The sequence below is a fragment of the Pseudomonas shirazensis genome (assembly GCF_050496565.1).
In the GTDB taxonomy this organism is placed as follows: Bacteria; Pseudomonadota; Gammaproteobacteria; order Pseudomonadales; family Pseudomonadaceae; genus Aquipseudomonas; species Aquipseudomonas shirazensis_A.
In genome coordinates, this window is the sequence record NZ_JBNWAE010000008.1 from 235,460 (window position 1) to 256,089 (window position 20,630).

At 57.5% G+C, this 20,630-nt stretch carries 32 protein-coding genes; 1 reads left to right on the forward strand and 31 read right to left on the reverse strand.

Translation table 11 applies throughout. The features are described 5' to 3' along the window. Positions 1-73 precede the first annotated feature (73 nt). Positions 74-640 carry a single-stranded DNA-binding protein gene (locus tag ACQZ2L_RS14200; protein ID WP_430326685.1) on the reverse strand — a complete coding sequence of 189 codons (567 nt, stop codon included), beginning with the start codon at positions 638-640 and terminating at the stop codon, positions 74-76. Positions 641-649: 9 nt separating this feature from the next. After that, entirely contained in the window at positions 650-2,044 is a 1,395-nt protein-coding gene (locus ACQZ2L_RS14205) for an MFS transporter (RefSeq protein ID WP_430326686.1), read from the reverse strand. Between the two features lie 129 nt (positions 2,045-2,173). Between ACQZ2L_RS14205 and uvrA the strand changes: the two genes are divergently transcribed. Then, positions 2,174-5,008: an excinuclease ABC subunit UvrA gene (gene uvrA, locus ACQZ2L_RS14210; protein WP_430326687.1), complete on the forward strand. Its 2,835-nt coding sequence runs from the start codon at positions 2,174-2,176 to the stop codon at positions 5,006-5,008. Positions 5,009-5,083: 75 nt separating this feature from the next. Here the strand turns inward: uvrA and bfr are convergent, their stop codons facing one another. The 29 genes from bfr to rplC form a co-directional block, all read right to left on the reverse strand. After that, complete coding sequence (bfr, locus tag ACQZ2L_RS14215) at positions 5,084-5,548, reverse strand: bacterioferritin (RefSeq protein WP_101322333.1); 465 nt, start codon at positions 5,546-5,548, stop codon at positions 5,084-5,086. A gap of 161 nt (positions 5,549-5,709) precedes the next feature. Continuing rightward, a complete protein-coding gene (locus tag ACQZ2L_RS14220; protein ID WP_430326688.1) occupies positions 5,710-7,149 on the reverse strand; it encodes a catalase in 1,440 nt (479 codons plus the stop codon). Between the two features lie 170 nt (positions 7,150-7,319). Further along, the gene (gene rplQ, locus ACQZ2L_RS14225) at positions 7,320-7,706 is read right to left on the reverse strand and encodes a 50S ribosomal protein L17 (RefSeq protein ID WP_003255451.1); all 387 of its coding nucleotides are present in this window, start codon (positions 7,704-7,706) and stop codon (positions 7,320-7,322) included. A gap of 42 nt (positions 7,707-7,748) precedes the next feature. Further along, positions 7,749-8,750, reverse strand: a complete 1,002-nt coding sequence (locus ACQZ2L_RS14230; protein ID WP_003255452.1) for a DNA-directed RNA polymerase subunit alpha — start codon at positions 8,748-8,750, stop codon at positions 7,749-7,751. Positions 8,751-8,772: 22 nt separating this feature from the next. Beyond that, positions 8,773-9,393 carry a 30S ribosomal protein S4 gene (rpsD, locus tag ACQZ2L_RS14235; protein ID WP_101322335.1) on the reverse strand — a complete coding sequence of 207 codons (621 nt, stop codon included), beginning with the start codon at positions 9,391-9,393 and terminating at the stop codon, positions 8,773-8,775. Between the two features lie 15 nt (positions 9,394-9,408). Beyond that, positions 9,409-9,798, reverse strand: coding sequence for a 30S ribosomal protein S11 (gene rpsK, locus ACQZ2L_RS14240; RefSeq protein ID WP_012270237.1), 390 nt, complete (start codon positions 9,796-9,798; stop codon positions 9,409-9,411). 30 nt (positions 9,799-9,828) lie between these two features. Continuing rightward, positions 9,829-10,185 carry a 30S ribosomal protein S13 gene (gene rpsM, locus ACQZ2L_RS14245; protein ID WP_101322336.1) on the reverse strand — a complete coding sequence of 119 codons (357 nt, stop codon included), beginning with the start codon at positions 10,183-10,185 and terminating at the stop codon, positions 9,829-9,831. 131 nt (positions 10,186-10,316) lie between these two features. Continuing rightward, positions 10,317-10,433 (reverse strand): 50S ribosomal protein L36, encoded by a 117-nt coding sequence (gene rpmJ, locus ACQZ2L_RS14250; protein WP_011531897.1) that lies wholly within the window; start codon positions 10,431-10,433, stop codon positions 10,317-10,319. A 28-nt stretch (positions 10,434-10,461) separates the two neighbouring features. Continuing rightward, positions 10,462-11,793, reverse strand: coding sequence for a preprotein translocase subunit SecY (gene secY / locus ACQZ2L_RS14255; RefSeq protein WP_101322337.1), 1,332 nt, complete (start codon positions 11,791-11,793; stop codon positions 10,462-10,464). Then, a complete protein-coding gene (rplO, locus tag ACQZ2L_RS14260) occupies positions 11,794-12,228 on the reverse strand; it encodes a 50S ribosomal protein L15 (RefSeq protein ID WP_010220318.1) in 435 nt (144 codons plus the stop codon). Between the two features lie 3 nt (positions 12,229-12,231). Continuing rightward, positions 12,232-12,411, reverse strand: a complete 180-nt coding sequence (gene rpmD, locus ACQZ2L_RS14265; RefSeq protein WP_101322338.1) for a 50S ribosomal protein L30 — start codon at positions 12,409-12,411, stop codon at positions 12,232-12,234. After that, positions 12,411-12,911 (reverse strand): 30S ribosomal protein S5, encoded by a 501-nt coding sequence (rpsE, locus tag ACQZ2L_RS14270; protein WP_003255465.1) that lies wholly within the window; start codon positions 12,909-12,911, stop codon positions 12,411-12,413. Before rpsE ends, rpmD begins: the two co-directional genes overlap by 1 nt. A gap of 3 nt (positions 12,912-12,914) precedes the next feature. Further along, positions 12,915-13,265, reverse strand: coding sequence for a 50S ribosomal protein L18 (rplR, locus tag ACQZ2L_RS14275; protein ID WP_029614571.1), 351 nt, complete (start codon positions 13,263-13,265; stop codon positions 12,915-12,917). A 10-nt stretch (positions 13,266-13,275) separates the two neighbouring features. Beyond that, positions 13,276-13,809, reverse strand: a complete 534-nt coding sequence (rplF, locus tag ACQZ2L_RS14280; RefSeq protein ID WP_003255469.1) for a 50S ribosomal protein L6 — start codon at positions 13,807-13,809, stop codon at positions 13,276-13,278. 12 nt (positions 13,810-13,821) lie between these two features. Continuing rightward, positions 13,822-14,214 carry a 30S ribosomal protein S8 gene (gene rpsH, locus ACQZ2L_RS14285; RefSeq protein WP_101322339.1) on the reverse strand — a complete coding sequence of 131 codons (393 nt, stop codon included), beginning with the start codon at positions 14,212-14,214 and terminating at the stop codon, positions 13,822-13,824. A gap of 203 nt (positions 14,215-14,417) precedes the next feature. Continuing rightward, a complete protein-coding gene (rpsN, locus tag ACQZ2L_RS14290) occupies positions 14,418-14,723 on the reverse strand; it encodes a 30S ribosomal protein S14 (protein WP_101322340.1) in 306 nt (101 codons plus the stop codon). A gap of 13 nt (positions 14,724-14,736) precedes the next feature. After that, positions 14,737-15,276, reverse strand: coding sequence for a 50S ribosomal protein L5 (gene rplE / locus ACQZ2L_RS14295; RefSeq protein ID WP_101322341.1), 540 nt, complete (start codon positions 15,274-15,276; stop codon positions 14,737-14,739). Between the two features lie 20 nt (positions 15,277-15,296). Further along, on the reverse strand, positions 15,297-15,611 hold the full coding sequence (gene rplX, locus ACQZ2L_RS14300) for a 50S ribosomal protein L24 (RefSeq protein WP_003255476.1): 315 nt from the start codon (positions 15,609-15,611) through the stop codon (positions 15,297-15,299). A gap of 11 nt (positions 15,612-15,622) precedes the next feature. Beyond that, positions 15,623-15,991: a 50S ribosomal protein L14 gene (gene rplN, locus ACQZ2L_RS14305; RefSeq protein WP_011063774.1), complete on the reverse strand. Its 369-nt coding sequence runs from the start codon at positions 15,989-15,991 to the stop codon at positions 15,623-15,625. Between the two features lie 23 nt (positions 15,992-16,014). After that, the gene (gene rpsQ / locus ACQZ2L_RS14310) at positions 16,015-16,281 is read right to left on the reverse strand and encodes a 30S ribosomal protein S17 (RefSeq protein ID WP_101322342.1); all 267 of its coding nucleotides are present in this window, start codon (positions 16,279-16,281) and stop codon (positions 16,015-16,017) included. 2 nt (positions 16,282-16,283) lie between these two features. Then, positions 16,284-16,475, reverse strand: coding sequence for a 50S ribosomal protein L29 (gene rpmC, locus ACQZ2L_RS14315; RefSeq protein ID WP_002555481.1), 192 nt, complete (start codon positions 16,473-16,475; stop codon positions 16,284-16,286). After that, positions 16,475-16,888 carry a 50S ribosomal protein L16 gene (rplP, locus tag ACQZ2L_RS14320; RefSeq protein ID WP_009397508.1) on the reverse strand — a complete coding sequence of 138 codons (414 nt, stop codon included), beginning with the start codon at positions 16,886-16,888 and terminating at the stop codon, positions 16,475-16,477. Before rplP ends, rpmC begins: the two co-directional genes overlap by 1 nt. Before the next feature lie 12 nt (positions 16,889-16,900). Continuing rightward, positions 16,901-17,587 (reverse strand): 30S ribosomal protein S3, encoded by a 687-nt coding sequence (rpsC, locus tag ACQZ2L_RS14325; protein WP_003255481.1) that lies wholly within the window; start codon positions 17,585-17,587, stop codon positions 16,901-16,903. A gap of 13 nt (positions 17,588-17,600) precedes the next feature. Beyond that, positions 17,601-17,933: a 50S ribosomal protein L22 gene (gene rplV, locus ACQZ2L_RS14330; protein WP_003103908.1), complete on the reverse strand. Its 333-nt coding sequence runs from the start codon at positions 17,931-17,933 to the stop codon at positions 17,601-17,603. A 10-nt stretch (positions 17,934-17,943) separates the two neighbouring features. Continuing rightward, positions 17,944-18,219: a 30S ribosomal protein S19 gene (gene rpsS, locus ACQZ2L_RS14335; protein ID WP_002555486.1), complete on the reverse strand. Its 276-nt coding sequence runs from the start codon at positions 18,217-18,219 to the stop codon at positions 17,944-17,946. Positions 18,220-18,235: 16 nt separating this feature from the next. Beyond that, on the reverse strand, positions 18,236-19,060 hold the full coding sequence (rplB, locus tag ACQZ2L_RS14340) for a 50S ribosomal protein L2 (RefSeq protein ID WP_314877067.1): 825 nt from the start codon (positions 19,058-19,060) through the stop codon (positions 18,236-18,238). 14 nt (positions 19,061-19,074) lie between these two features. Continuing rightward, positions 19,075-19,374, reverse strand: a complete 300-nt coding sequence (gene rplW, locus ACQZ2L_RS14345) for a 50S ribosomal protein L23 (protein WP_010220306.1) — start codon at positions 19,372-19,374, stop codon at positions 19,075-19,077. Then, positions 19,371-19,973 (reverse strand): 50S ribosomal protein L4, encoded by a 603-nt coding sequence (gene rplD, locus ACQZ2L_RS14350; protein WP_101322344.1) that lies wholly within the window; start codon positions 19,971-19,973, stop codon positions 19,371-19,373. The genes rplW and rplD overlap by 4 nt, the downstream gene beginning before the upstream one ends. A 12-nt stretch (positions 19,974-19,985) precedes the next feature. Then, positions 19,986-20,621, reverse strand: coding sequence for a 50S ribosomal protein L3 (gene rplC / locus ACQZ2L_RS14355; protein ID WP_101322345.1), 636 nt, complete (start codon positions 20,619-20,621; stop codon positions 19,986-19,988). Between the last annotated feature and the right edge of the window lie 9 nt (positions 20,622-20,630).

Consider the following 20,630-nt stretch of genomic DNA (forward strand, 5'->3'; position numbering starts at 1 on the left):
CATTGACATCGAGTCAATAAAAAAGCCCGCAGCATGAGATGCCGCGGGCTTTTTATTACGACAAGACTATTGATCAGAACGGAATATCGTCATCAAAGCTGTCAAAGTCAGCAGCCGGCTGTGGCGCTGGCTGTTGCGGCGCCGGGCGCTGCTGGGACTGCTGCGGGCGTGGTGCCTGCTGACGCGGTGCCTGCTGCTGTGGCTGCTGGTTGTACTGCTGTGGCTGACCACCGCCCTGGTTGTAGTTGTTGCCACCACCCTGGTTGTACTGATCACCGCCGCCCTGCTGGTTCTGCGGACGGCCGCCGAGCAGCTGCATGGTGCCTTGCATGTCGACGATGATTTCAGTGGTGTAACGCTTGATGCCGTCTTTTTCCCACTCGCGGGTCTGCAGCTTGCCCTCGATGTAGACCTGGGAACCCTTGCGCAGGTATTCACCGGCGATTTCGGCAACCTTGCCGAACATCGACACACGGTGCCACTCGGTACGCTCGACCTTCTGACCGGATTGCTTGTCGGTCCACTGCTCGCTGGTGGCCAGGCTCAGGTTGGTCACGGCGTTACCGTTGGGCAGGTAGCGGACTTCGGGATCCTGACCACAGGTACCGACCAGAATGACTTTGTTAACCCCACGGGCCATAACGTTCTCCTAGGCTTCGCACGCCGATGAGGCTGGATTTACCAGACGCTCGAGGGTCGCACGGTCCAAAATTTTCGTATCCAGTTTGATATAGATGGCGGCTTCTTCTGCCACCACCACAGCGTCGGTCACACCCGGCACGGCCATCAGGCGTTCGGTCAACCCGGCTTCCCGGACTGCCTCAGGCGTCAGTGGCATGCGCAGGCTGGTCACATAGGGCGGCTCGTTCATGCTCAAGGCGACGACCAACCACACAGCACACAGCAGCGCACAACCGACGAACACCATGCCCAGACCACCATGCTGGAACAACCAGCCACCGATGATTCCTCCCAGCGCGGCACCGAGGAACTGGCTGGTGGAATAAACCCCCATGGCCGTTCCCTTGCCGCCGGCGGGCGACACCTTGCTGACCAGCGAAGGCAAGGATGCCTCCAGCAGGTTGAAGGCAGTAAAGAATATCACGGTGCCGATCACCAGTCCGTGCAAGTTGTCAGCCCACTGCCAGAAGAACACCTCGACCAGCAGCAGCACGCTCACCGCGCCGAGCAACACACGCTTCATCTTGCGCTTTTTTTCGCCGTAGATGATGAACGGCACCATTGCAAAAAATGAGACGAACAGCGCGGTCAGGTATACCCACCAGTGCTCTTCCTTGGGCAGGCCGCCGCGCTCGACGAAGGCCAAAGGCAGCGCCACGAAGCTGGCCATGAGGATCGCATGCAGGACGAAAATACCCACGTCCAGGCGCAGAAGGTCCGGATGGCGCAGGGTCGGGCCGATGGCCTTGCGCGCCACTCCCGACTCGCGGTGCTGCAGGGTGCTATGTGCATGCGGCACCAGAAAGGCCACCAAGAGGATGCCGACCAGGGCAAGTCCTGCAGTCGCGAGGAACAATCCTGACAAGCCAAAGGCGCGCGTCAACAATGGCCCCACCACCATTGCCACGGCAAACGACAAACCGATGCTCATGCCGATCATGGCCATGGCCTTGGTCCGGTGCTGTTCCCGGGTCAGGTCGGAGAGCAGCGCCATGACCGCTGCCGAGATCGCCCCGGCACCCTGCAGAATGCGCCCGGCAATCACGCCCCAGATCGAGTCGGCCTGGGCCGCCAGGACACTGCCGAGGGCGAAGATGATCAACCCGAGGTAGATCACCGGGCGCCGGCCGATGCGGTCGGAGATCATCCCGAACGGGATCTGCAGCACCGCCTGAGTCAGGCCGTAGGCACCGATGGCCAGGCCGATCAGCGCAGGCGTGGCGCCGGCCAGGTCCATGCCATAGGTGGCAAGTACCGGCAGCACCATGAACATGCCCAGCATACGAAAGGCAAAGACCAGGGCCAGGCCACCGGCGGCGCGAGTCTCGCTACCACTCATGCGCTCGTTGTGGGTGTCGTGCATGGATAAACCTCGTGTGAACCGGCGGCGATTCTATCAGTCCCACGCCTTGACGGCATATACGCGACGCTTTGCCGCGTAATGGCAGCGCGCCGTATACTTCTATGTTTATGCCCGCCAAGCGAGGCCGCAGTGGACAAGATTCTGATTCGTGGGGCACGTACCCACAACCTGAAGAACATCGACCTGACCCTGCCCCGGGACAAGTTGATCGTGATCACCGGCTTGTCCGGTTCCGGCAAGTCATCGCTGGCCTTCGATACCCTCTACGCCGAGGGTCAACGCCGTTATGTCGAGTCGTTGTCGGCATATGCCCGGCAATTCCTGTCGATGATGGAAAAGCCCGACGTCGACACCATCGAGGGCCTTTCACCGGCAATCTCGATCGAGCAGAAATCGACCTCGCACAACCCGCGCTCGACGGTTGGCACCATTACCGAGATCTACGACTACCTGCGCCTGCTGTATGCGCGGGTAGGTACACCGCGCTGCCCGGACCATGACATTCCGCTGGAAGCGCAAACCGTCAGCCAGATGGTCGACCTGGTGCTCGAGCAACCTGAGGGCAGCAAACTGATGCTGCTGGCGCCGGTCATCCGCGAGCGCAAGGGTGAGCACCTGGCAGTGTTCGACGAGCTGCGCGCGCAGGGCTTTGTGCGCGTGCGGGTCAACGGCAAGCTGTACGAGATGGACGAACTGCCGACCCTCGAGAAACAGAAAAAACACAGCATCGATGTCGTGGTCGACCGCTTCAAGGTCCGTAGCGACCTGCAGCAGCGCCTGGCCGAGTCGTTCGAGACCGCGCTGAAGCTGGCTGACGGCATTGCTCTGGTGGCACCGATGGACGACGAGCCCGGCGAAGAAATCATCTTCTCTGCGCGCTTCGCCTGCCCGATTTGCGGCCATGCCATCAGCGAGCTGGAACCCAAGCTGTTCTCCTTCAACAACCCGGCTGGCGCATGCCCGACCTGCGATGGCCTAGGCGTGAAGCAGTACTTCGACACCAAGCGCCTGGTAAACACCGAGCTGACCCTGGCTGAAGGCGCGATCCGCGGCTGGGACAGGCGCAACGTGTACTACTTCCAGATGCTTGGCTCGCTTGCCGCGCATTTTGGCTTTAGCCTGGAACAACCGTTCGCTGAACTGGCAGCGGAGGATCAAAAGATCATTCTGCAGGGCAGCGGCAAGCAGAACGTCGACTTCAAATACCTCAATGACCGTGGCGATATCGTCAAGCGCTCGCACCCGTTTGAAGGCATCGTGCCGAATCTGGAGCGACGCTACCGCGAGACCGAGTCGGCCACGGTGCGTGAAGAGCTGGCCAAGTTCCTCGGGACGCAGCCATGCCCGGACTGTCGCGGCACCCGCCTGCGCCGTGAGTCGCGGCATGTGTGGGTCGGCGAGAAAACCCTGCCAGCGGTGACCAACCTGCCGATTGGCGATGCCAGCACCTACTTCAGCGAGCTGACCCTGACCGGTCGCCGCGGCGAGATCGCTTCGAAGATTCTCAAGGAGATCTGCGAGCGTCTGCAGTTCCTGGTCAACGTCGGCCTTGATTACCTGACCCTGGATCGCAGTGCCGATACCCTCTCTGGCGGCGAAGCGCAGCGTATTCGCCTGGCCAGCCAGATTGGCGCGGGCCTTGTCGGCGTCATGTATATCCTCGATGAGCCGTCGATTGGCTTGCATCAGCGCGACAACGACCGCTTGCTCGGCACGCTCAATCATCTGCGCGATCTGGGCAACACGGTGATCGTGGTGGAGCACGACGAGGACGCCATTCGCTTGGCTGACTACGTTGTCGACATCGGCCCGGGCGCAGGTGTGCACGGTGGCCAGATCGTTGCCGAGGGTACTCCGCAGGAGGTTATGGACCACCCTGACTCGCTGACCGGTGCCTACCTGTCCGGGCGCAAGAAGATTGTCGTACCGGGTAAGCGCACGCCCCGCGACAAGAAGCTGTCGCTCAAGCTCAAAGGCGCGCGTGGCAACAACTTGCAGAACGTCGACCTGGAAATCCCGATCGGCTTGCTCACTTGCGTGACCGGTGTCTCCGGGTCGGGCAAATCGACGCTGATCAACAACACACTGTTCCCGCTGGCGGCGACTGCCTTGAACGGCGCTACCAGCCATGAGGCCGCCGCGCACAGCAGCATGGACGGCCTGCAGCACCTGGACAAAGTGGTCGACATCGACCAGAGCCCGATTGGCCGCACCCCACGTTCCAACCCGGCGACCTATACCGGCATCTTCACCCCGGTGCGCGAGCTGTTTGCAGGGGTGCCCGAGTCGCGTGCACGCGGTTATGGTCCAGGGCGATTCTCGTTCAACGTCAAGGGCGGGCGCTGCGAGGCGTGTCAGGGCGATGGCCTTATCAAGGTTGAAATGCACTTCCTGCCGGACATCTACGTGCCCTGCGACGTGTGCAAGAGCAAGCGCTACAACCGCGAGACGCTGGAGATCAAGTACAAGGGCAAGAACATCCACGAGGTGCTGGAAATGACCATCGAGGATGCCCGCGCATTCTTCGATGCCGTGCCGGCGCTGGCGCGCAAGCTGCAGACGCTGGTGGATGTCGGCCTGTCGTACATCAAGCTTGGTCAGTCGGCCACGACCCTTTCCGGGGGCGAGGCGCAGCGGGTCAAGCTGTCACGCGAGCTGTCCAAGCGCGACACCGGCAAGACCCTGTACATCCTCGACGAACCGACTACCGGCCTGCACTTCGCCGATATCCAGCAGTTGCTCGATGTACTGCACCGCCTGCGCGATCACGGAAACACCGTGGTGGTGATCGAGCACAACCTGGACGTGATCAAGACCGCCGACTGGCTGGTCGACCTCGGCCCTGAGGGCGGCTCCAAGGGCGGCCAGATCATCGCGGTGGGTACGCCTGAAGAGGTGACCAAGATGAAACAGTCGTATACCGGCCATTACCTCAAGCCGTTGCTGGAGCGTGACCGGGCATAAGCCCACAAAAAAGCCCCCGGTAGCGCGCTACCAGGGGCTTTTTTACAACCATGCATGCCAGTTACAGCAAGCTGATCACATCTGCGATTGCAGGTAGTTCTGCAGGCCAATGACCTTGATCAGACCCTGCTGCTTTTCCAGCCAGTAGGTGTGGTCTTCCTCGGTATCTGCCAACTGCTGACGCAGGATGTCGCGGCTGATGTAGTCCTTGTGCGTTTCACACAGCTCAATGCCTTTGCACAAAGCTGCACGCACCTTGTATTCAAGGCGCAGGTCAGCGGCGAGCATCTCCGGCACAGTAGTGCCCACGTCCAGATCATCCGGGCGCATGCGCGGTGTGCCTTCCAGCATGAGAATGCGGCGCATCAGGGCGTCGGCGTGTTGTGCCTCTTCTTCCATTTCATGGTTGATGCGCTCGTAGAGCTTGGACAAGCCCCAGTCTTCGTACATCCGCGAATGAATGAAATACTGATCACGTGCTGCCAGCTCGCCGGTGAGCAACGTGTTGAGGTAATCGATTACGTCCGGGTGACCTTGCATCGCCCTGGTTCTCCATGTGAAAGCGCTATGTGCATAGTGTGAACCAGGACTGCTGCGAGGTCACTGAAAAACGCGCAATAACATGCAAAAAAACGCCTAAACAGTAGTGATATTCATTGAAAAACCGCCCAAATGAGGGCGGTTCTACTTATCATTTCGACTCAGACGAGATTCAGCCCCAGCGCCTTGGCAATCCCTTCTCCGTAAGCAGGATCTGCCTTGAAGAAGTGCTGCAACTGGCGCATCACCACAACCGCGCTGACGCCTGCCATGGTGCCGGCGATGTTGTTGATCAGCAGTGTCTGCTGCTCTGGGCTCATCAACCGGAACAAGGCGCCGGCGTGGCTGTAGTAATCGCCGTCCTCACGGTGGTCGTGGCGATCCGCTGCGCCGTTCAGGGCAAGCGCCGGCTCGGCATGCTGCGGCGACTGCTTTGGCGCATCGCTGTAGCTGTTCGGCTCGTAGTTAGGCGCGCTGCCGTAGCTGCCCGAAGCCATGGCGCCATCGCGCTGGTAGCTATTGACCGGGCTGCGCGACGCGTTGACCGGCAGATGCTGGTGATTGGTACCTACGCGGTAGCGGTGTGCATCGGCATAGGCGAACACCCGACCCTGCAGCATGCGGTCTGGCGACAGGCCAACGCCTGGGACCATGTTGCTCGGGCCGAAGGTGGCTTGCTCGACTTCGGCAAAGTAGTTGAGCGGGTTGCGGTTGAGCTCAAGCACGCCAACCTCGATCAACGGGAATTCCTTCTGCGACCAGGTCTTGGTCACGTCGAACGGATTCTCGGAACGATTGGCTGCCTGCTCCTCGCTCATGACCTGAATGCACACAGTCCAGCGTGGGTAGTCACCGCGTTCGATCGCCTCGAACAGGTCACGCTGGGCGTAATCAGGATCAGTGCCGGCGAGACGTGCTGCTTCGGCCGGTGCCAGATTCTTGATGCCCTGCTGGGTCTTGTAGTGCCATTTGACCCAGGTGCGCTTACCGCTCGCGCTGATCAGGCTGTAGGTATGGCTGCCGAACCCATGCATGTGGCGATAGCCGTCCGGGATACCCCGATCCGAGAACAGGATGGTGACCTGGTGCAAGGCCTCGGGCGAATGCGACCAGAAGTCCCACATCATCTGGGCGTTCTTCAGGTTGGTCTGCGGGTGGCGCTTCTGCGTGTGGATGAAGTCAGGAAACTTCAGAGGGTCACGGATGAAGAAGACAGGAGTGTTGTTGCCAACGATGTCCCAGTTGCCTTCCTCGGTGTAGAACTTCAGCGCGAAGCCACGCGGGTCACGTTCGGTGTCAGCCGAGCCGCGCTCGCCACCCACGGTGGAGAACCGCAAAAAGGTCTCGGTTTGCTTGCCAACCTTGTCGAACAGCTTGGCGCAGGTGTAGCCGGTGATATCGCGGGTTACGGTGAAGGTCCCGTAGGCGCCCGAGCCCTTGGCGTGTACACGGCGCTCAGGGATGTTCTCGCGGTTGAAGTGGGCGAGTTTTTCCAGCAGGTGGAAGTCGTCGAGCAGCAGCGGACCGCGAGGGCCAGCCGAACGGGAATTCTGGTTGTCGGCTACAGGTGCACCGCTGGCGGTGGTAAGAATCTTGCTCATGGGCTCTCCTTGACGGTCTATATGTGCCGTTTGTCGGCTTGCAGACAGTATCGGGGAGCAGCATGACAAGAGCTAATTCATTGATCGAGTTGGATCGATAGGAATTAACAATAATTGTAAGCACAAAAAACCGGGCACTAGGCCCGGTTTTTTGTAGCAGACAGAACGTCTTACTCGGCAGCTTCTACAGCACCACCGACTGGACGATCAACCAGCTCGACGTACGCCATAGGCGCATTGTCGCCAGCGCGGAAACCGCACTTCAGGATACGCAGGTAGCCGCCCTGACGGGTGGCGTAGCGCTTGCCCAGATCGTTGAAGAGCTTGCCAACAGCGGATTTCGAACGGGTACGGTCGAAAGCCAGACGACGGTTGGCTACGCTATCTTCCTTGGCCAGGGTGATCAGCGGCTCGGCAACGCGGCGCAGTTCCTTGGCTTTTGGCAGAGTAGTTTTGATCAGCTCGTGCTCGATCAACGACACTGCCATGTTCTGGAACATAGCCTTGCGGTGAGAGCTGGTACGGCTCAGGTGACGTCCACTTTTACGATGACGCATGATTCATTCCTTACCAAACACTACGTTCGGTGATTACGACGATCAGGCAGTCGCCTTGTCGTCCTTCTTAAGACTTGCAGGCGGCCAGTTGTCGAGGCGCATGCCGAGGGACAGACCACGGGAAGCCAAAACGTCCTTGATTTCAGTCAGGGACTTCTTGCCCAGGTTAGGAGTTTTCAACAGCTCTACTTCGGTGCGCTGAATCAGGTCGCCGATGTAGTAGATGTTCTCCGCCTTGAGGCAGTTGGCAGACCGTACGGTCAGTTCCAGGTCGTCAACCGGACGCAGCAGGATCGGATCGATCTCGTCTTCCTGCTCGACCACTACCGGTTCACTGTCACCTTTGAGGTCCACGAACGCGGCCAGCTGCTGTTGCAGGATGGTCGCGGCACGACGGATTGCCTCTTCTGGGTCCAGAGTACCGTTGGTTTCCAGATCAATGACCAGCTTGTCCAGGTTGGTACGCTGCTCAACACGGGCGTTTTCGACCACATAGGCGATACGACGCACCGGGCTGAACGAAGCGTCCAGCTGAAGACGGCCAATGCTGCGGCTTTCATCTTCGTCAGTCTGACGAGAGTCGGCCGGCTCGTAACCGCGACCACGAGCTACAGTGAGCTTCATGTTCAGGGCGCCGTTGGACGCCAGGTTCGCGATTACGTGATCGGGGTTGACGATCTCGACATCGTGATCCAGCTGAATATCGGCAGCGGTAACCACCCCCGAACCCTTTTTCGACAAGGTCAGCGTAACTTCGTCACGACCGTGCAGTTTGATAGCCAGGCCTTTCAGGTTCAACAGGATTTCAATTACGTCTTCCTGTACACCTTCGATCGCGGAGTACTCATGGAGTACGCCATCGATCTCGGCCTCGACTACTGCACAGCCAGGCATGGAGGACAACAGGATGCGGCGCAGCGCGTTGCCCAGGGTATGGCCGAAACCACGCTCGAGAGGCTCGAGCGTAATCTTGGCGCGGGTCGGACTGACTACCTGCACATCAATGTGGCGGGGAGTCAGGAACTCATTTACCGAAATCTGCATGGATGCACCTATTTTCTAGCCCTTACTTGGAGTAGAGCTCGACAATCAGGTTTTCGTTGATGTCGGCAGACAGGTCGCTGCGAGCAGGAACGTTCTTGAAAACGCCCGACTTTTTAGCAGCATCCACGTCTACCCACTCAACGCGGCCGCGCTGAGAGCACAGTTCAAGGGCTTGAACAATGCGCAGCTGGTTCAGCGATTTCTCACGAACCGAGACCACGTCACCCGGACGAACTTGGTAAGATGGAATGTTTACAGTCTTACCGTTGACGCTGATCGCTTTGTGCGAAACCAGCTGACGCGACTCGGAACGAGTCGAGCCGAAGCCCATACGGTAAACGACGTTATCCAGACGGCACTCGAGCAGTTGCAGCAGGTTCTCACCAGTTGCGCCTTTTTTCGAGGCTGCAGCTTGGTAGTAACCGCGGAACTGACGCTCCAGAACACCGTAGATACGACGGACTTTTTGTTTCTCGCGCAGCTGGGTACCGTAGTCGGACTGACGGCCACGGCGCTGGCCGTGGATACCTGGGGCTGCTTCGATGTTGCACTTCGATTCCAGAGCGCGAACGCCACTCTTCAGGAAAAGGTCAGTGCCTTCACGGCGAGACAGTTTGCATTTTGGACCAATGTAACGTGCCATTTATCTGTCTCCTGATTACACGCGACGCTTCTTCGGCGGACGGCACCCGTTATGCGGGATTGGCGTCACGTCGGTGATGCTGGCGATCTTGTAGCCGCAGCTGTTCAAAGCACGAACGGCGGACTCACGACCTGGACCTGGACCCTTGACGTTTACGTCGAGGTTTTTCAGACCGTATTCCAGCGCAGCTTGACCAGCTCGTTCAGCAGCAATCTGAGCTGCAAACGGGGTGGATTTGCGCGAACCACGGAAACCCGAACCACCGGACGTTGCCCAGGACAAAGCATTGCCCTGACGGTCGGTGATGGTCACGATGGTGTTGTTGAAAGACGCGTGGATGTGGGCGATGCCATCAACCACTGTCTTTTTGATTTTTTTACGAGGACGAGCAGCAGGTTTTGCCATGTCTATTTTCCTGTCGATTCGCTGGTGCGATTACTTGCGGATCGGCTTACGCGGGCCCTTACGGGTGCGTGCATTGGTCTTGGTGCGCTGACCGCGAACCGGCAGACCTTTACGATGGCGCAGACCGCGGTAGCAGCCCAGGTCCATCAAGCGTTTGATCTTCATGTTGATGTCACGGCGCAGATCACCTTCAGTGGTGAACTTGGCGACTTCGCTACGCAGCGTTTCAATCTGCTCGTCGCTCAGATCCTTGATCTTTGCGGCTGGGTTAACCCCAGTGTCTGCACAAATCTTCTGTGCAGTTGTGCGACCGACACCATAGATGTAGGTCAGCGAGATAACAGTGTGCTTGTTATCTGGAATGTTGACGCCTGCAATACGGGCCATTCAGTGGGACTCCAATTGACAGCTACCTACGCCCCGGAAGCCAAGAAATAGGGCGCGAGATAATATCGCTGTAGAAACAATTAATCAACCCAGCAGCGCACTAGCTGCTGGGCTTGTAGCGCGGATCACACTCAGCCTTGGCGCTGCTTGTGACGCGGTTCCGCGCTGCAAATTACTCGCACGATACCTTCGCGGCGAATAATCTTGCAGTTACGGCACAGCTTTTTCACCGATGCACGAACTTTCATGACCAACTCCTCGAACCTTAGGGGCCTGTCAGCGCAGCAAGCTGCTGCCGCCATAGCCTTTCAGGTTGGCTTTCTTCATCAGGGATTCGTACTGGTGCGAAACGAGGTGGGATTGTACTTGGGACATGAAGTCCATCACAACCACTACCACGATCAACAACGACGTCCCGCCGAGATAGAACGGCACGTTTGCAGCCACCACAAGGAACTGGGGCAGAAGGCATACGGCCATCATGTAAAGAGCACCGAACATGGTCAGACGAGTCAGAACGCCATCAATGTAGCGCGCCGACTGCTCACCAGGACGGATACCCGGAATAAAGGCACCGGACTTCTTCAGGTTTTCCGCTACGTCTTTCGGGTTGAACATCAACGCTGTGTAGAAGAAGCAGAAGAAAATGATCCCTGCACTAAACAGCAGAATGTTCAACGGCTGACCAGGAGCGATCGACTGCGAGATGTCTTGCAGCCAGCCCATACCTTCGGACTGACCGAACCAGGCACCCAGCGAAGCCGGGAACAGCAGAATGCTGCTGGCGAAAATAGCCGGGATAACCCCTGCCATGTTCACCTTGAGCGGCAAGTGGCTGGTCTGCGCAGCAAAGACCTTGCGGCCCTGCTGACGCTTGGCGTAGTGAACGGCGATTCGACGCTGACCACGCTCAATGAACACCACAAAACCGATAATCGCTACTGCCAGCAAACCGATAGCGACCAGGGCGAAAATGTTGATATCGCCTGTGCGCGCAGACTCGAAAGACTGCCCGATTGCTCTCGGAAGACCGGCAACGATACCCGCGAAAATCAACATCGAGATACCGTTGCCCACACCGCGCTCGGTAATCTGCTCACCCAGCCACATCATGAACATTGCGCCTGCCACGAAGGTGGAGACGGCAACCACATGGAAGCCAAGGCTTGCAGAGAACGCCACGCCCTGGTTGGCCAAGCCAATGGACATGCCAATCGCTTGAACCAGTGCCAGGATTACAGTGAGGTAGCGGGTGTACTGGCTGATCTTGCGACGGCCAGCTTCACCTTCCTTCTTCAACTGCTCCAGCTGTGGGCTGACAGCGGTCATGAGCTGCATGATGATCGATGCCGAGATGTACGGCATGATCCCCAGTGCAAAGATGCTCATGCGCTCCAGCGCACCACCGGAAAACATGTTGAACAAGCTAAGAATGGTCCCCTCATTCTGTCGAAACAGATCCGCCAGACGGTCCGGGTTGATGCCAGGCACCGGGATATGCGCACCTATCCGATAGACGATGATCGCCATGAACAGAAAGCGCAGACGAGCCCAGAGTTCCGACATCCCGCCCTTACCGAGCGAAGAGAGAGCACCTTGCTTAGCCATTTATTCCTCGAATTTGCCGCCAGCTGCTTCGATAGCCGCACGCGCACCTTTGGTGGCTGCGATGCCCTTGATGGTAACTGCGCGAGTGACTTCGCCAGACAGCATGATTTTCACACGCTGTACGTTCTGGTTGATCACGTTGGCATCCTTCAAGGATTGCACGGTGACAACATCGCCTTCCACTTTGGCCAGCTCGGACAGACGCACTTCTGCGCGGTCCATGGCTTTCAGCGAAACGAAGCCGAATTTCGGCAGACGACGGTGCAGCGGCTGTTGACCGCCTTCGAAGCCCGGAGCGATGGTGCCACCGGAACGGGAGGTCTGACCTTTGTGGCCGCGGCCACCAGTCTTACCCAAACCGCTACCGATACCACGACCCGGACGATGCTTCTCGCGACGGGAACCCGGCGCTGGACTCAGATCATTGAGTTTCATCGATTAACCCTCGACGCGCAGCATGTAGTAAGCCTTGTTGATCATCCCGCGATTCTCGGGAGTATCAAGTACTTCTACGGTGTGACCAATGCGACGCAGACCCAGGCCTTTAACACACAGTTTGTGGTTAGGCAGACGGCCGGCGGTGCTTTTGATCAGCGTGACTTTAACGGTGGCAGCCATTAGAAGATCTCCTCAACGCTCTTGCCGCGCTTGGCAGCAATGGATTCAGGAGATTGCATGGCCTTCAGACCCTTGAAGGTGGCGTAAACCACGTTCACTGGGTTGGTCGAACCGTAGCACTTGGCCAGAACGTTCTGGACACCAGCAACTTCCAGGACAGCACGCATAGCGCCGCCAGCGATGATACCGGTACCTTCGGAGGCAGGCTGCATGTAAACCTTCGAGGCGCCGTGGGCGGCCTTGGTGGCGTACTGCAGAGTGGTGCCTTTCAGGTCAACCTGAATCATGTTGCGACGGGCAGCTTCCATGGCTTTCTGGATCGCGGCTGGTACTTCGCGCGATTTGCCACGGCCGAAGCCTACACGGCCCTTGCCATCACCAACCACGGTCAACGCGGTGAAGGTGAAGATACGGCCGCCTTTGACGGTCTTGGCTACGCGGTTAACTTGAACCAGCTTCTCAATGTAGCCTTCGTCGCGCTTTTGATCGTTATTTGCCATAACTTAGAACTCCAGCCCGCCTTCACGAGCAGCATCAGCCAGCGCTTTGACGCGGCCATGGTACTTGAAGCCGGAACGGTCAAAGGCAACTTGAGATACACCGGCGGCTTTCGCGCGCTCAGCTACCAGCTTGCCAACCTTAGTGGCCGCGTCGATGTTGCCGGTGGCGCCATCACGCAGGTCTTTGTCCAAGGTAGAGGCGCTTGCCAGAACCTTGCTGCCGTCGGCCGAGATGACTTGGGCATAAATGTGCTGCGAGGAGCGGAACACGCACAAACGCACGGCTTCGAGCTCGTGCATTTTCAGGCGTGCTTTGCGAGCGCGACGCAGTCGAGTAACTTTTTTGTCGGTCATTTGCTAGGCCCTACTTCTTCTTGGCTTCTTTACGACGGACGACTTCGTCCGCGTAACGCACACCTTTGCCTTTGTACGGCTCTGGTGGACGGAAGTCGCGGATTTCAGCGGCCACCTGACCTACCAGTTGCTTGTCGATGCCCTTGATCAGGATATCGGTCTGGCTAGGCGTTTCAGCGGTGATGCCGGCTGGAAGCTCGTAGTCTACTGGGTGAGAGAAGCCCAGAGCCAGGTTCAGGACAGTGCCCTTAGCCTGAGCCTTGTAACCAACACCGACCAGCTGGAGCTTGCGCTCGAAGCCTTGGCTTACGCCTTGGACCATGTTGTTCACCAGAGCGCGGGTAGTACCGGCCATGGCGCGAGCTTGCTGGTCACCATTGCGAGCGACGAAACGCAGCTCACCAGACTCTTCGGTAACTTCAACAGACGAATGAACGTTCAGTTCGAGAGTGCCCTTGGCACCCTTCACCGAAAGCTGTTGGCCGGCGAATTTGACTTCGACACCGGACGGCAGCTTTACGGGGTTCTTAGCGACGCGAGACATGCTTATCCCCCCTTAGAACACTGTGCACAGAACTTCGCCACCAACACCGGCGGCACGTGCAGCACGATCCGTCATCACACCTTTGTTGGTGGAGACGATAGACACGCCCAGACCGCCACGAACTTTCGGCAGATCTGTAACGGCCTTGTACTGACGCAGGCCTGGTCGGCTGGCGCGCTTCAGCTCTTCGATGACCGGACGGCCTTCGAAGTACTTCAGCTCGATCGACAGGGAGGGTTTGACTTCGCTGCTTACCTGGTAACCAGCGATGTAACCTTCGTCCTTCAGAACTTGGGCAACCGCAACCTTCAGAGTCGAAGAAGGCATGCTTACGACGGACTTTTCAGCCATCTGGGCATTACGGATGCGAGTTAGCATGTCCGCTAACGGGTCCTGCATACTCATGGGCTAGATGCTCCTGATACAAGAATTATTAGCCTCTCGGCTATCACAACCACCCAAGCACCCAGGACAAAAGACCCGGGCTCGGGTGAGCCGATCATTCTAGACACAACCTAGAAACGAAACAAGCCCCATATAGGGGCTTGTTTAGAAGCGAGGTCACCGGCGGTCGGAAGATTGCTCCCCTTCCGCCAGAACCCTGGTGCTTACCAGCTGGCTTTAACCAGACCTGGTACGTCACCACGCATTGCAGCTTGACGCAGCATGTTACGGCCCAGACCGAACTTACGGTATACACCGTGAGGACGGCCGGTCAGGCGGCAACGGTTGCGCAGACGAGCGGCGCTGGCGTCACGCGGCTGCTTTTGCAGTGCGACGACGGCGGCATAGCGCTCTTCTGGCGATGCGTTCAGGTTGACGATGGTCGCTTTCAGCTCGGCACGCTTTTTGGCGTACTTGGCTACCGTGAGCTGACGCTTCAGCTCGCGGTTTTTCATGCTCTTCTTGGCCATTTTCCTACTCCAATCAGTTGCGGAACGGGAATTTGAATGCACGCAGCAGAGCGCGGCCTTCGTCATCCGAACGAGCAGTGGTGGTCAGGGTAATGTCCAGACCGCGCAGAGCATCGATCTTGTCGTAGTCGATTTCCGGGAAGATGATCTGCTCTTTCACGCCCATGCTGTAGTTGCCACGACCATCGAAGGACTTGGCATTCAGGCCGCGGAAGTCGCGAACCCGAGGCAGGGAGATCGCCAGCAGGCGGTCCAGGAACTCGTACATACGGTCACGGCGCAGAGTAACTTTAACGCCGATCGGCCAACCTTCACGAACCTTGAAACCCGCAATCGACTTGCGAGCGAAAGTCACGACCGGCTTTTGACCGGTGATCTTTTCCAGGTCGGCTACAGCGTTTTCGATGACTTTTTTGTCACCGACAGCTTCGCCCAGACCCATGTTCAGGGTGATCTTGGTTACGCGTGGAACTTCCATCACGTTCGCGAGCTTAAGTTCTTCCTTAAGCTTGGGAGCGATTTCGTTCCGGTAAATCTCTTTGAGTCGTGCCATTGTCTTCTACCTAGCAGTGTTCAAGCATCAACCGCTTTCTGGGTCGACTTGAAGACACGAATTTTCTTGCCGTCTTCAACCTTGAAGCCAACGCGGTCAGCCTTGTTGGTTTCACCATTGAAAATGGCAACGTTGGAAGCGTGCAGAGGCGCTTCTTTCTCGACGATACCGCCCTGTACGCCCGCCATCGGGTTAGGCTTGGTATGACGCTTGACCAGGTTCACACCACCGATGACCAGACGGTCGTCAGCGAGAACCTTCAGCACCTTACCGCGCTTCCCTTTGTCTTTGCCGGCGATCACGATGATCTCGTCGTCACGACGAATCTTTTGCATGTCGGATCTCCTTAGAGCACTTCAGGGGCGAGCGAGACGATCTTCATGAACTTCTCGTTGCGAAGTTCACGGGTCACTGGCCCGAAGATGCGAGTGCCGATCGGCTCTTGCTTGTTGTTCAGCAGAACAGCAGCGTTACCGTCGAAACGAATGATGGAACCGTCAGCGCGACGTACACCATGACGGGTACGTACGACTACGGCGGTCATCACCTGGCCTTTTTTGACCTTACCGCGCGGAATTGCTTCCTTGACGGTTACTTTGATGATGTCACCGATGCCGGCGTAACGACGGTGGGAACCGCCGAGCACCTTGATGCACATGACGCGACGAGCGCCGCTGTTATCGGCCACATCGAGCATGGATTGAGTCTGAATCATAAAATTTCTCCGACCCCTAGCCCTTAGACTTCAACAGCGCGTTCGAGGACTTCAACCAGTGCCCAAGACTTGGTCTTGGCCAGCGGACGAGTTTCGCTAATGGAAACCTTGTCGCCGATTTTGCACTGATTGGTTTCGTCGTGCGCGTGCAGCTTAGTCGAACGCTTAACGTATTTACCGTAGATCGGGTGCTTTACGCGACGCTCGATCAGAACGGTGATGGTCTTGTCCATTTTGTCGCTGACGACACGGCCAGTCAGCGTACGGACGGTTTTTTCAGCTTCAGCCATGATCACTTACCTGCCTGCTGGTTGAGCACAGTTTTCACGCGAGCGATGTCACGCTTAACTTGCGAGAGCAGGTGCGACTGCCCCAACTGACCAGTTGCTTTCTGCATACGCAGATTGAACTGGTCGCGCAGCAGGCCGAGCAGTTGCTCGTTCAGCTGCTGTGCCGATTTTTCACGAAGTTCATTCGCTTTCATCACATCACCGTCCGCTTAACAAAGGAGGTGGCGAGTGGCAGCTTTGCAGCAGCCAAGGCGAATGCTTCGCGCGCCAGCTCTTCAGAAACACCCTCGATCTCATACAGGACTTTGCCTGGCTGGATCTGGGCAACCCAGTATTCCACGGAACCCTTACCTTTACCCATCCGCACTTCAAGAGGCTTCTTGGTAACCGGCTTGTCCGGGAACACACGGATCCAGATCTTGCCGCCACGCTTAACGTGACGAGTCAGAGCACGACGTGCAGACTCGATCTGGCGAGCGGTGAGGCGACCGCGGGCGACAGCTTTCAAGGCGAATTCGCCGAAGCTGACCTTGCTACCGCGCAGTGCCAGACCACGGTTGTGGCCGGTCATCTGCTTGCGGAATTTTGTACGCTTAGGTTGCAACATTTGGCGTACCCCTTACTTAGCAGCTTTTTTACGAGGCGCTGGTGCTTGTGGTTTCAGCTCTTCTTGGCGACCACCAATTACTTCGCCTTTGAAGATCCAAACCTTCACACCGATCACACCATAAGTGGTGTGAGCTTCGTAGGTGTTGTAGTCGATATCAGCACGCAGGGTGTGCAACGGCACACGACCTTCGCGATACCACTCGGTACGAGCAATCTCGGCACCGCCGAGACGACCGCTCACCTGGATCTTGATGCCCTTGGCACCAATACGCATGGCGTTCTGCACGGCGCGCTTCATAGCACGACGGAACATTACGCGGCGCTCCAGCTGCTGAGCTACGCTTTGCGCAACCAGCATGGCGTCGAGTTCCGGCTTGCGGATCTCTTCGATGTTGATGTGCACAGGCACACCCATCTGCTTGGTCAGGTCCTGACGCAGCTTCTCAACATCTTCACCTTTCTTCCCGATAACGATACCTGGACGAGCGGTGTGGATGGTGATGCGTGCAGTTTGGGCCGGACGATGGATATCGATACGGCTTACGGACGCGCTTTTTAGTTTGTCTTGGAGGTACTCACGAGTTTTCAGATCCTTCAACAGGTAATCTGCGTAAGTCGCGCCATCTGCATACCAGACGGACGTGTGCTCCTTGACGATTCCCAGGCGAATGCCAGTGGGATGTACTTTCTGACCCATCTGATCGACTCCGTTACTTGTCCGCAACCTTGACAGTGATATGGCAAGACCGCTTGACGATGCGATCAGCGCGGCCTTTGGCACGCGGCATGATGCGCTTCAGCGAACGCCCTTCGTTGACGAAAACGGTGGAGACCTTCAGGTCATCAACGTCTGCGCCTTCGTTGTGTTCGGCGTTGGCAACGGCCGACTCGAGGACTTTCTTCATGATTTCAGCGGCTTTTTTGCTGCTGAAGGCCAACAGGTTGAGCGCTTCGCCCACCTTCTTCCCGCGGATCTGGTCGGCGACCAAGCGGGCTTTCTGGGCGGAGATTCGAGCGCCCGACAACTTAGCGGCTACTTCCATTTCCTACCCCTTAACGCTTGGCTTTCTTGTCAGCCACGTGCCCACGATATGTGCGGGTACCGGCAAACTCGCCCAGTTTATGACCGACCATGTCTTCGTTCACGAGAACTGGGACATGTTGACGACCGTTATGAACCGCGATGGTCAGACCGACCATTTGTGGCAGGATCATCGAACGACGCGACCAGGTTTTCACCGGTTTGCGATCGTTCTTTTCCGCCGCCACTTCGATCTTCTTCAGTAGGTGAAGATCGATAAAAGGACCTTTTTTCAGAGAACGTGGCACTGTCGTATCCCTCTATTTACTTGCGACGACGGACGATCATTTTGTCGGTACGCTTATTACCACGAGTCTTCGCACCCTTGGTTGGGAAGCCCCATGGCGATACCGGATGACGACCACCGGAGGTACGACCTTCACCACCACCATGCGGGTGGTCAACCGGGTTCATGGCAACACCACGAACGGTTGGGCGAACGCCACGCCAGCGTTTGGCACCAGCTTTACCCAGCGAACGCAGGCTGTGCTCGGAGTTCGAGACTTCGCCCAGGGTCGCACGGCACTCAGCCAGGACTTTACGCATTTCACCAGAGCGCAGACGCAGGGTCACGTAGACACCTTCGCGAGCGATCAGCTGAGCCGAAGCACCAGCGGAACGAGCGATCTGTGCACCTTTACCCGGCTTCAGTTCGATGCCGTGAATGGTGCTACCTACTGGGATGTTGCGCAGCTGCAGGGAGTTACCGGCCTTGATTGGGGCCAGTGCACCTGCGATCAGCTGATCGCCAGCGCTCACGCCTTTAGGGGCGATGATGTAGCGACGCTCACCGTCTGCGTAGCACAGCAGGGCGATGTGAGCAGTACGGTTTGGATCGTATTCGATACGCTCGACAGTGGCTGGAATGCCATCTTTGTCGTTGCGACGGAAGTCGACCATACGGTAATGCTGCTTATGACCACCACCAATGTGACGCGTGGTAATACGGCCATTGTTGTTACGACCACCAGACTTCGATTTCTTCTCGAGCAGCGGTGCGTGAGGAGCGCCTTTATGCAGCTCCTTGTTGACCACCTTGACCACGAAACGGCGGCCAGGGGAAGTCGGTTTGCATTTAACGATTGCCATGATGCACCCCTTCCTTACTCAGCACTGCTGCTGAAATCGAGATCTTGGCCTGGCTGAAGGGAGACGATCGCCTTCTTCCAGTCATTACGCTTGCCCAGACCACGTGCGGTACGCTTGGTTTTACCCAATACGTTAACAGTCGACACGTTTTCGACTTTTACGCCGAACAGGCCTTCGACAGCTTTCTTGATTTCCAGCTTGGTTGCATCGGTAGCAACCTTGAATACGAACTGGCCTTTTTTCTCAGCCAGAACGGTAGCCTTCTCGGAAACGTGCGGGCCAAGGAGGACTTTAAATACGCGTTCCTGGTTCATCCCAGCAGCTCCTCGAATTTCTTCACGGCCGACACAGTGATCAACACTTTGTCATAGGCGATCAGACTGACCGGATCGGAACCTTGAACGTCACGAACGTCGACGTGCGGCAGGTTACGAGCAGCCAGGTACAGGTTCTGATCAACGGCGTCCGATACGATCAGGACGTCAGTCAGGCCCATGCCATTCAGCTTGTTCAGCAGATCTTTGGTCTTTGGCGCTTCAACAGCGAAGTCCTGGACAACGACCAGACGGTCGGTGCGCACCAGCTCAGCGAGGATGGAACGCATTGCTGCGCGATACATCTTCTTGTTGAGCTTCTGCGAGTGGTCCTGAGGACGAGCTGCGAAGGTGGTGCCACCGCCGCGCCAGATCGGGCTACGGATGGTACCAGCACGAGCACGACCAGTACCCTTCTGACGCCATGGGCGCTTACCGCCACCGGATACGTCGGAACGGGTCTTCTGCTGTTTGGTGCCCTGACGGCCGCCGGCCATGTAGGCCACGACTGCTTGGTGAACCAGCGTCTCGTTGAATTCGCCACCGAAGGTCAGTTCGGAAACTTCGATCGCCTGAGCGTCATTTACGTTAAGTTGCATGTCAGTTTCCCCTTAACCGCGAGCCTTGACAGCTGGACGTACAACCACGTCGCCGCCAGTAGCGCCAGGAACGGCACCCTTGATCAGCAGCAGGTTGCGTTCAGCGTCGACGCGAACTACTTCCAGGGACTGCACAGTAACGCGCTCGGCGCCCATGTGACCGGACATTTTCTTGCCCTTGAACACACGACCAGGAGTCTGGCACTGGCCGATGGAACCCGGAACACGGTGCGATACGGAGTTACCGTGGGTGTTATCTTGGCCACGGAAATTCCAGCGCTTGATGGTACCGGCGAAGCCTTTACCTTTCGACTGACCGGTGACGTCTACCAGCTGGCCTGCAGTAAAGAGTTCAGCTTTGATCAGATCGCCAGCCTGGAAATCGCCTTCTTCAAGACGGAACTCCCAAACACCGCGACCAGCGGCAACGTTCGCCTTAGCGAAGTGACCTGCTTGAGCAGCAGTCACACGCGAAGCACGACGCTCGCCTACAGTGATTTGCACTGCACGGTAGCCATCAGTTTCTTCGGTTTTGAACTGGGTGACGCGATTCGGCTCGATCTCAACGACCGTGACCGGAATGGAGACACCTTCTTCGGTGAAAATACGGGTCATACCGCATTTACGACCGACTACACCAATAGTCATGTTGTGAAC

Bases quoted from the DNA above. Each gene is read 5' to 3' on its own strand.
- rpsD (WP_101322335.1), bottom strand. From the start codon at position 9,393: ATGGCACGTTACATTGGTCCAAAATGCAAACTGTCTCGCCGTGAAGGC.
- rplQ (WP_003255451.1), bottom strand. From the start codon at position 7,706: ATGCGTCATCGTAAAAGTGGACGTCACCTGAGCCGTACCAGCTCTCAC.
- rplN (WP_011063774.1), bottom strand. From the start codon at position 15,991: ATGATTCAGACTCAATCCATGCTCGATGTGGCCGATAACAGCGGCGCT.
- rplW (WP_010220306.1), bottom strand. From the start codon at position 19,374: ATGAACCAGGAACGCGTATTTAAAGTCCTCCTTGGCCCGCACGTTTCC.
- ACQZ2L_RS14230 (WP_003255452.1), bottom strand. From the start codon at position 8,750: ATGCAGATTTCGGTAAATGAGTTCCTGACTCCCCGCCACATTGATGTG.
- rpmJ (WP_011531897.1), bottom strand. From the start codon at position 10,433: ATGAAAGTTCGTGCATCGGTGAAAAAGCTGTGCCGTAACTGCAAGATT.
- rplO (WP_010220318.1), bottom strand. From the start codon at position 12,228: ATGAAACTCAATGATCTGAGTCCAGCGCCGGGTTCCCGTCGCGAGAAG.
- rplE (WP_101322341.1), bottom strand. From the start codon at position 15,276: ATGGCACGACTCAAAGAGATTTACCGGAACGAAATCGCTCCCAAGCTT.
- bfr (WP_101322333.1), bottom strand. From the start codon at position 5,548: ATGCAAGGTCACCCGGACGTAATCGATTACCTCAACACGTTGCTCACC.
- rpsN (WP_101322340.1), bottom strand. From the start codon at position 14,723: ATGGCCAAGAAGAGCATGAAAAACCGCGAGCTGAAGCGTCAGCTCACG.
- rpsQ (WP_101322342.1), bottom strand. From the start codon at position 16,281: ATGGCTGAAGCTGAAAAAACCGTCCGTACGCTGACTGGCCGTGTCGTC.
- ACQZ2L_RS14220 (WP_430326688.1), bottom strand. From the start codon at position 7,149: ATGAGCAAGATTCTTACCACCGCCAGCGGTGCACCTGTAGCCGACAAC.
- rpmC (WP_002555481.1), bottom strand. From the start codon at position 16,475: ATGAAAGCGAATGAACTTCGTGAAAAATCGGCACAGCAGCTGAACGAG.
- rplC (WP_101322345.1), bottom strand. From the start codon at position 20,621: ATGACTATTGGTGTAGTCGGTCGTAAATGCGGTATGACCCGTATTTTC.
- rplR (WP_029614571.1), bottom strand. From the start codon at position 13,265: ATGACCGACAAAAAAGTTACTCGACTGCGTCGCGCTCGCAAAGCACGC.
- rpsM (WP_101322336.1), bottom strand. From the start codon at position 10,185: ATGGCCCGTATTGCAGGCGTCAACATTCCAGATAACAAGCACACTGTT.
- rplD (WP_101322344.1), bottom strand. From the start codon at position 19,973: ATGCAACTTAACGTAAATGACGCTCAGGCGATCGAAGTTTCCGAACTG.
- rplV (WP_003103908.1), bottom strand. From the start codon at position 17,933: ATGGAAGTAGCCGCTAAGTTGTCGGGCGCTCGAATCTCCGCCCAGAAA.
- ACQZ2L_RS14205 (WP_430326686.1), bottom strand. From the start codon at position 2,044: ATGCACGACACCCACAACGAGCGCATGAGTGGTAGCGAGACTCGCGCC.
- rpsK (WP_012270237.1), bottom strand. From the start codon at position 9,798: ATGGCAAAACCTGCTGCTCGTCCTCGTAAAAAAATCAAAAAGACAGTG.
- secY (WP_101322337.1), bottom strand. From the start codon at position 11,793: ATGGCTAAGCAAGGTGCTCTCTCTTCGCTCGGTAAGGGCGGGATGTCG.
- rplX (WP_003255476.1), bottom strand. From the start codon at position 15,611: ATGCAAAAGATTCGTCGTGACGACGAGATCATCGTGATCGCCGGCAAA.
- rpsC (WP_003255481.1), bottom strand. From the start codon at position 17,587: ATGGGTCAGAAAGTACATCCCACTGGCATTCGCCTGGGAATCGTCAAG.
- rplF (WP_003255469.1), bottom strand. From the start codon at position 13,809: ATGTCTCGCGTCGCTAAGAACCCCGTAAAGCTGCCGTCCGGTGTCGAA.
- ACQZ2L_RS14200 (WP_430326685.1), bottom strand. From the start codon at position 640: ATGGCCCGTGGGGTTAACAAAGTCATTCTGGTCGGTACCTGTGGTCAG.
- rplP (WP_009397508.1), bottom strand. From the start codon at position 16,888: ATGTTGCAACCTAAGCGTACAAAATTCCGCAAGCAGATGACCGGCCAC.
- rpmD (WP_101322338.1), bottom strand. From the start codon at position 12,411: ATGGCTGCCACCGTTAAAGTCACGCTGATCAAAAGCACCGCCGGCCGT.
- rplB (WP_314877067.1), bottom strand. From the start codon at position 19,060: ATGGCAATCGTTAAATGCAAACCGACTTCCCCTGGCCGCCGTTTCGTG.
- rpsH (WP_101322339.1), bottom strand. From the start codon at position 14,214: ATGAGTATGCAGGACCCGTTAGCGGACATGCTAACTCGCATCCGTAAT.
- rpsE (WP_003255465.1), bottom strand. From the start codon at position 12,911: ATGGCAAATAACGATCAAAAGCGCGACGAAGGCTACATTGAGAAGCTG.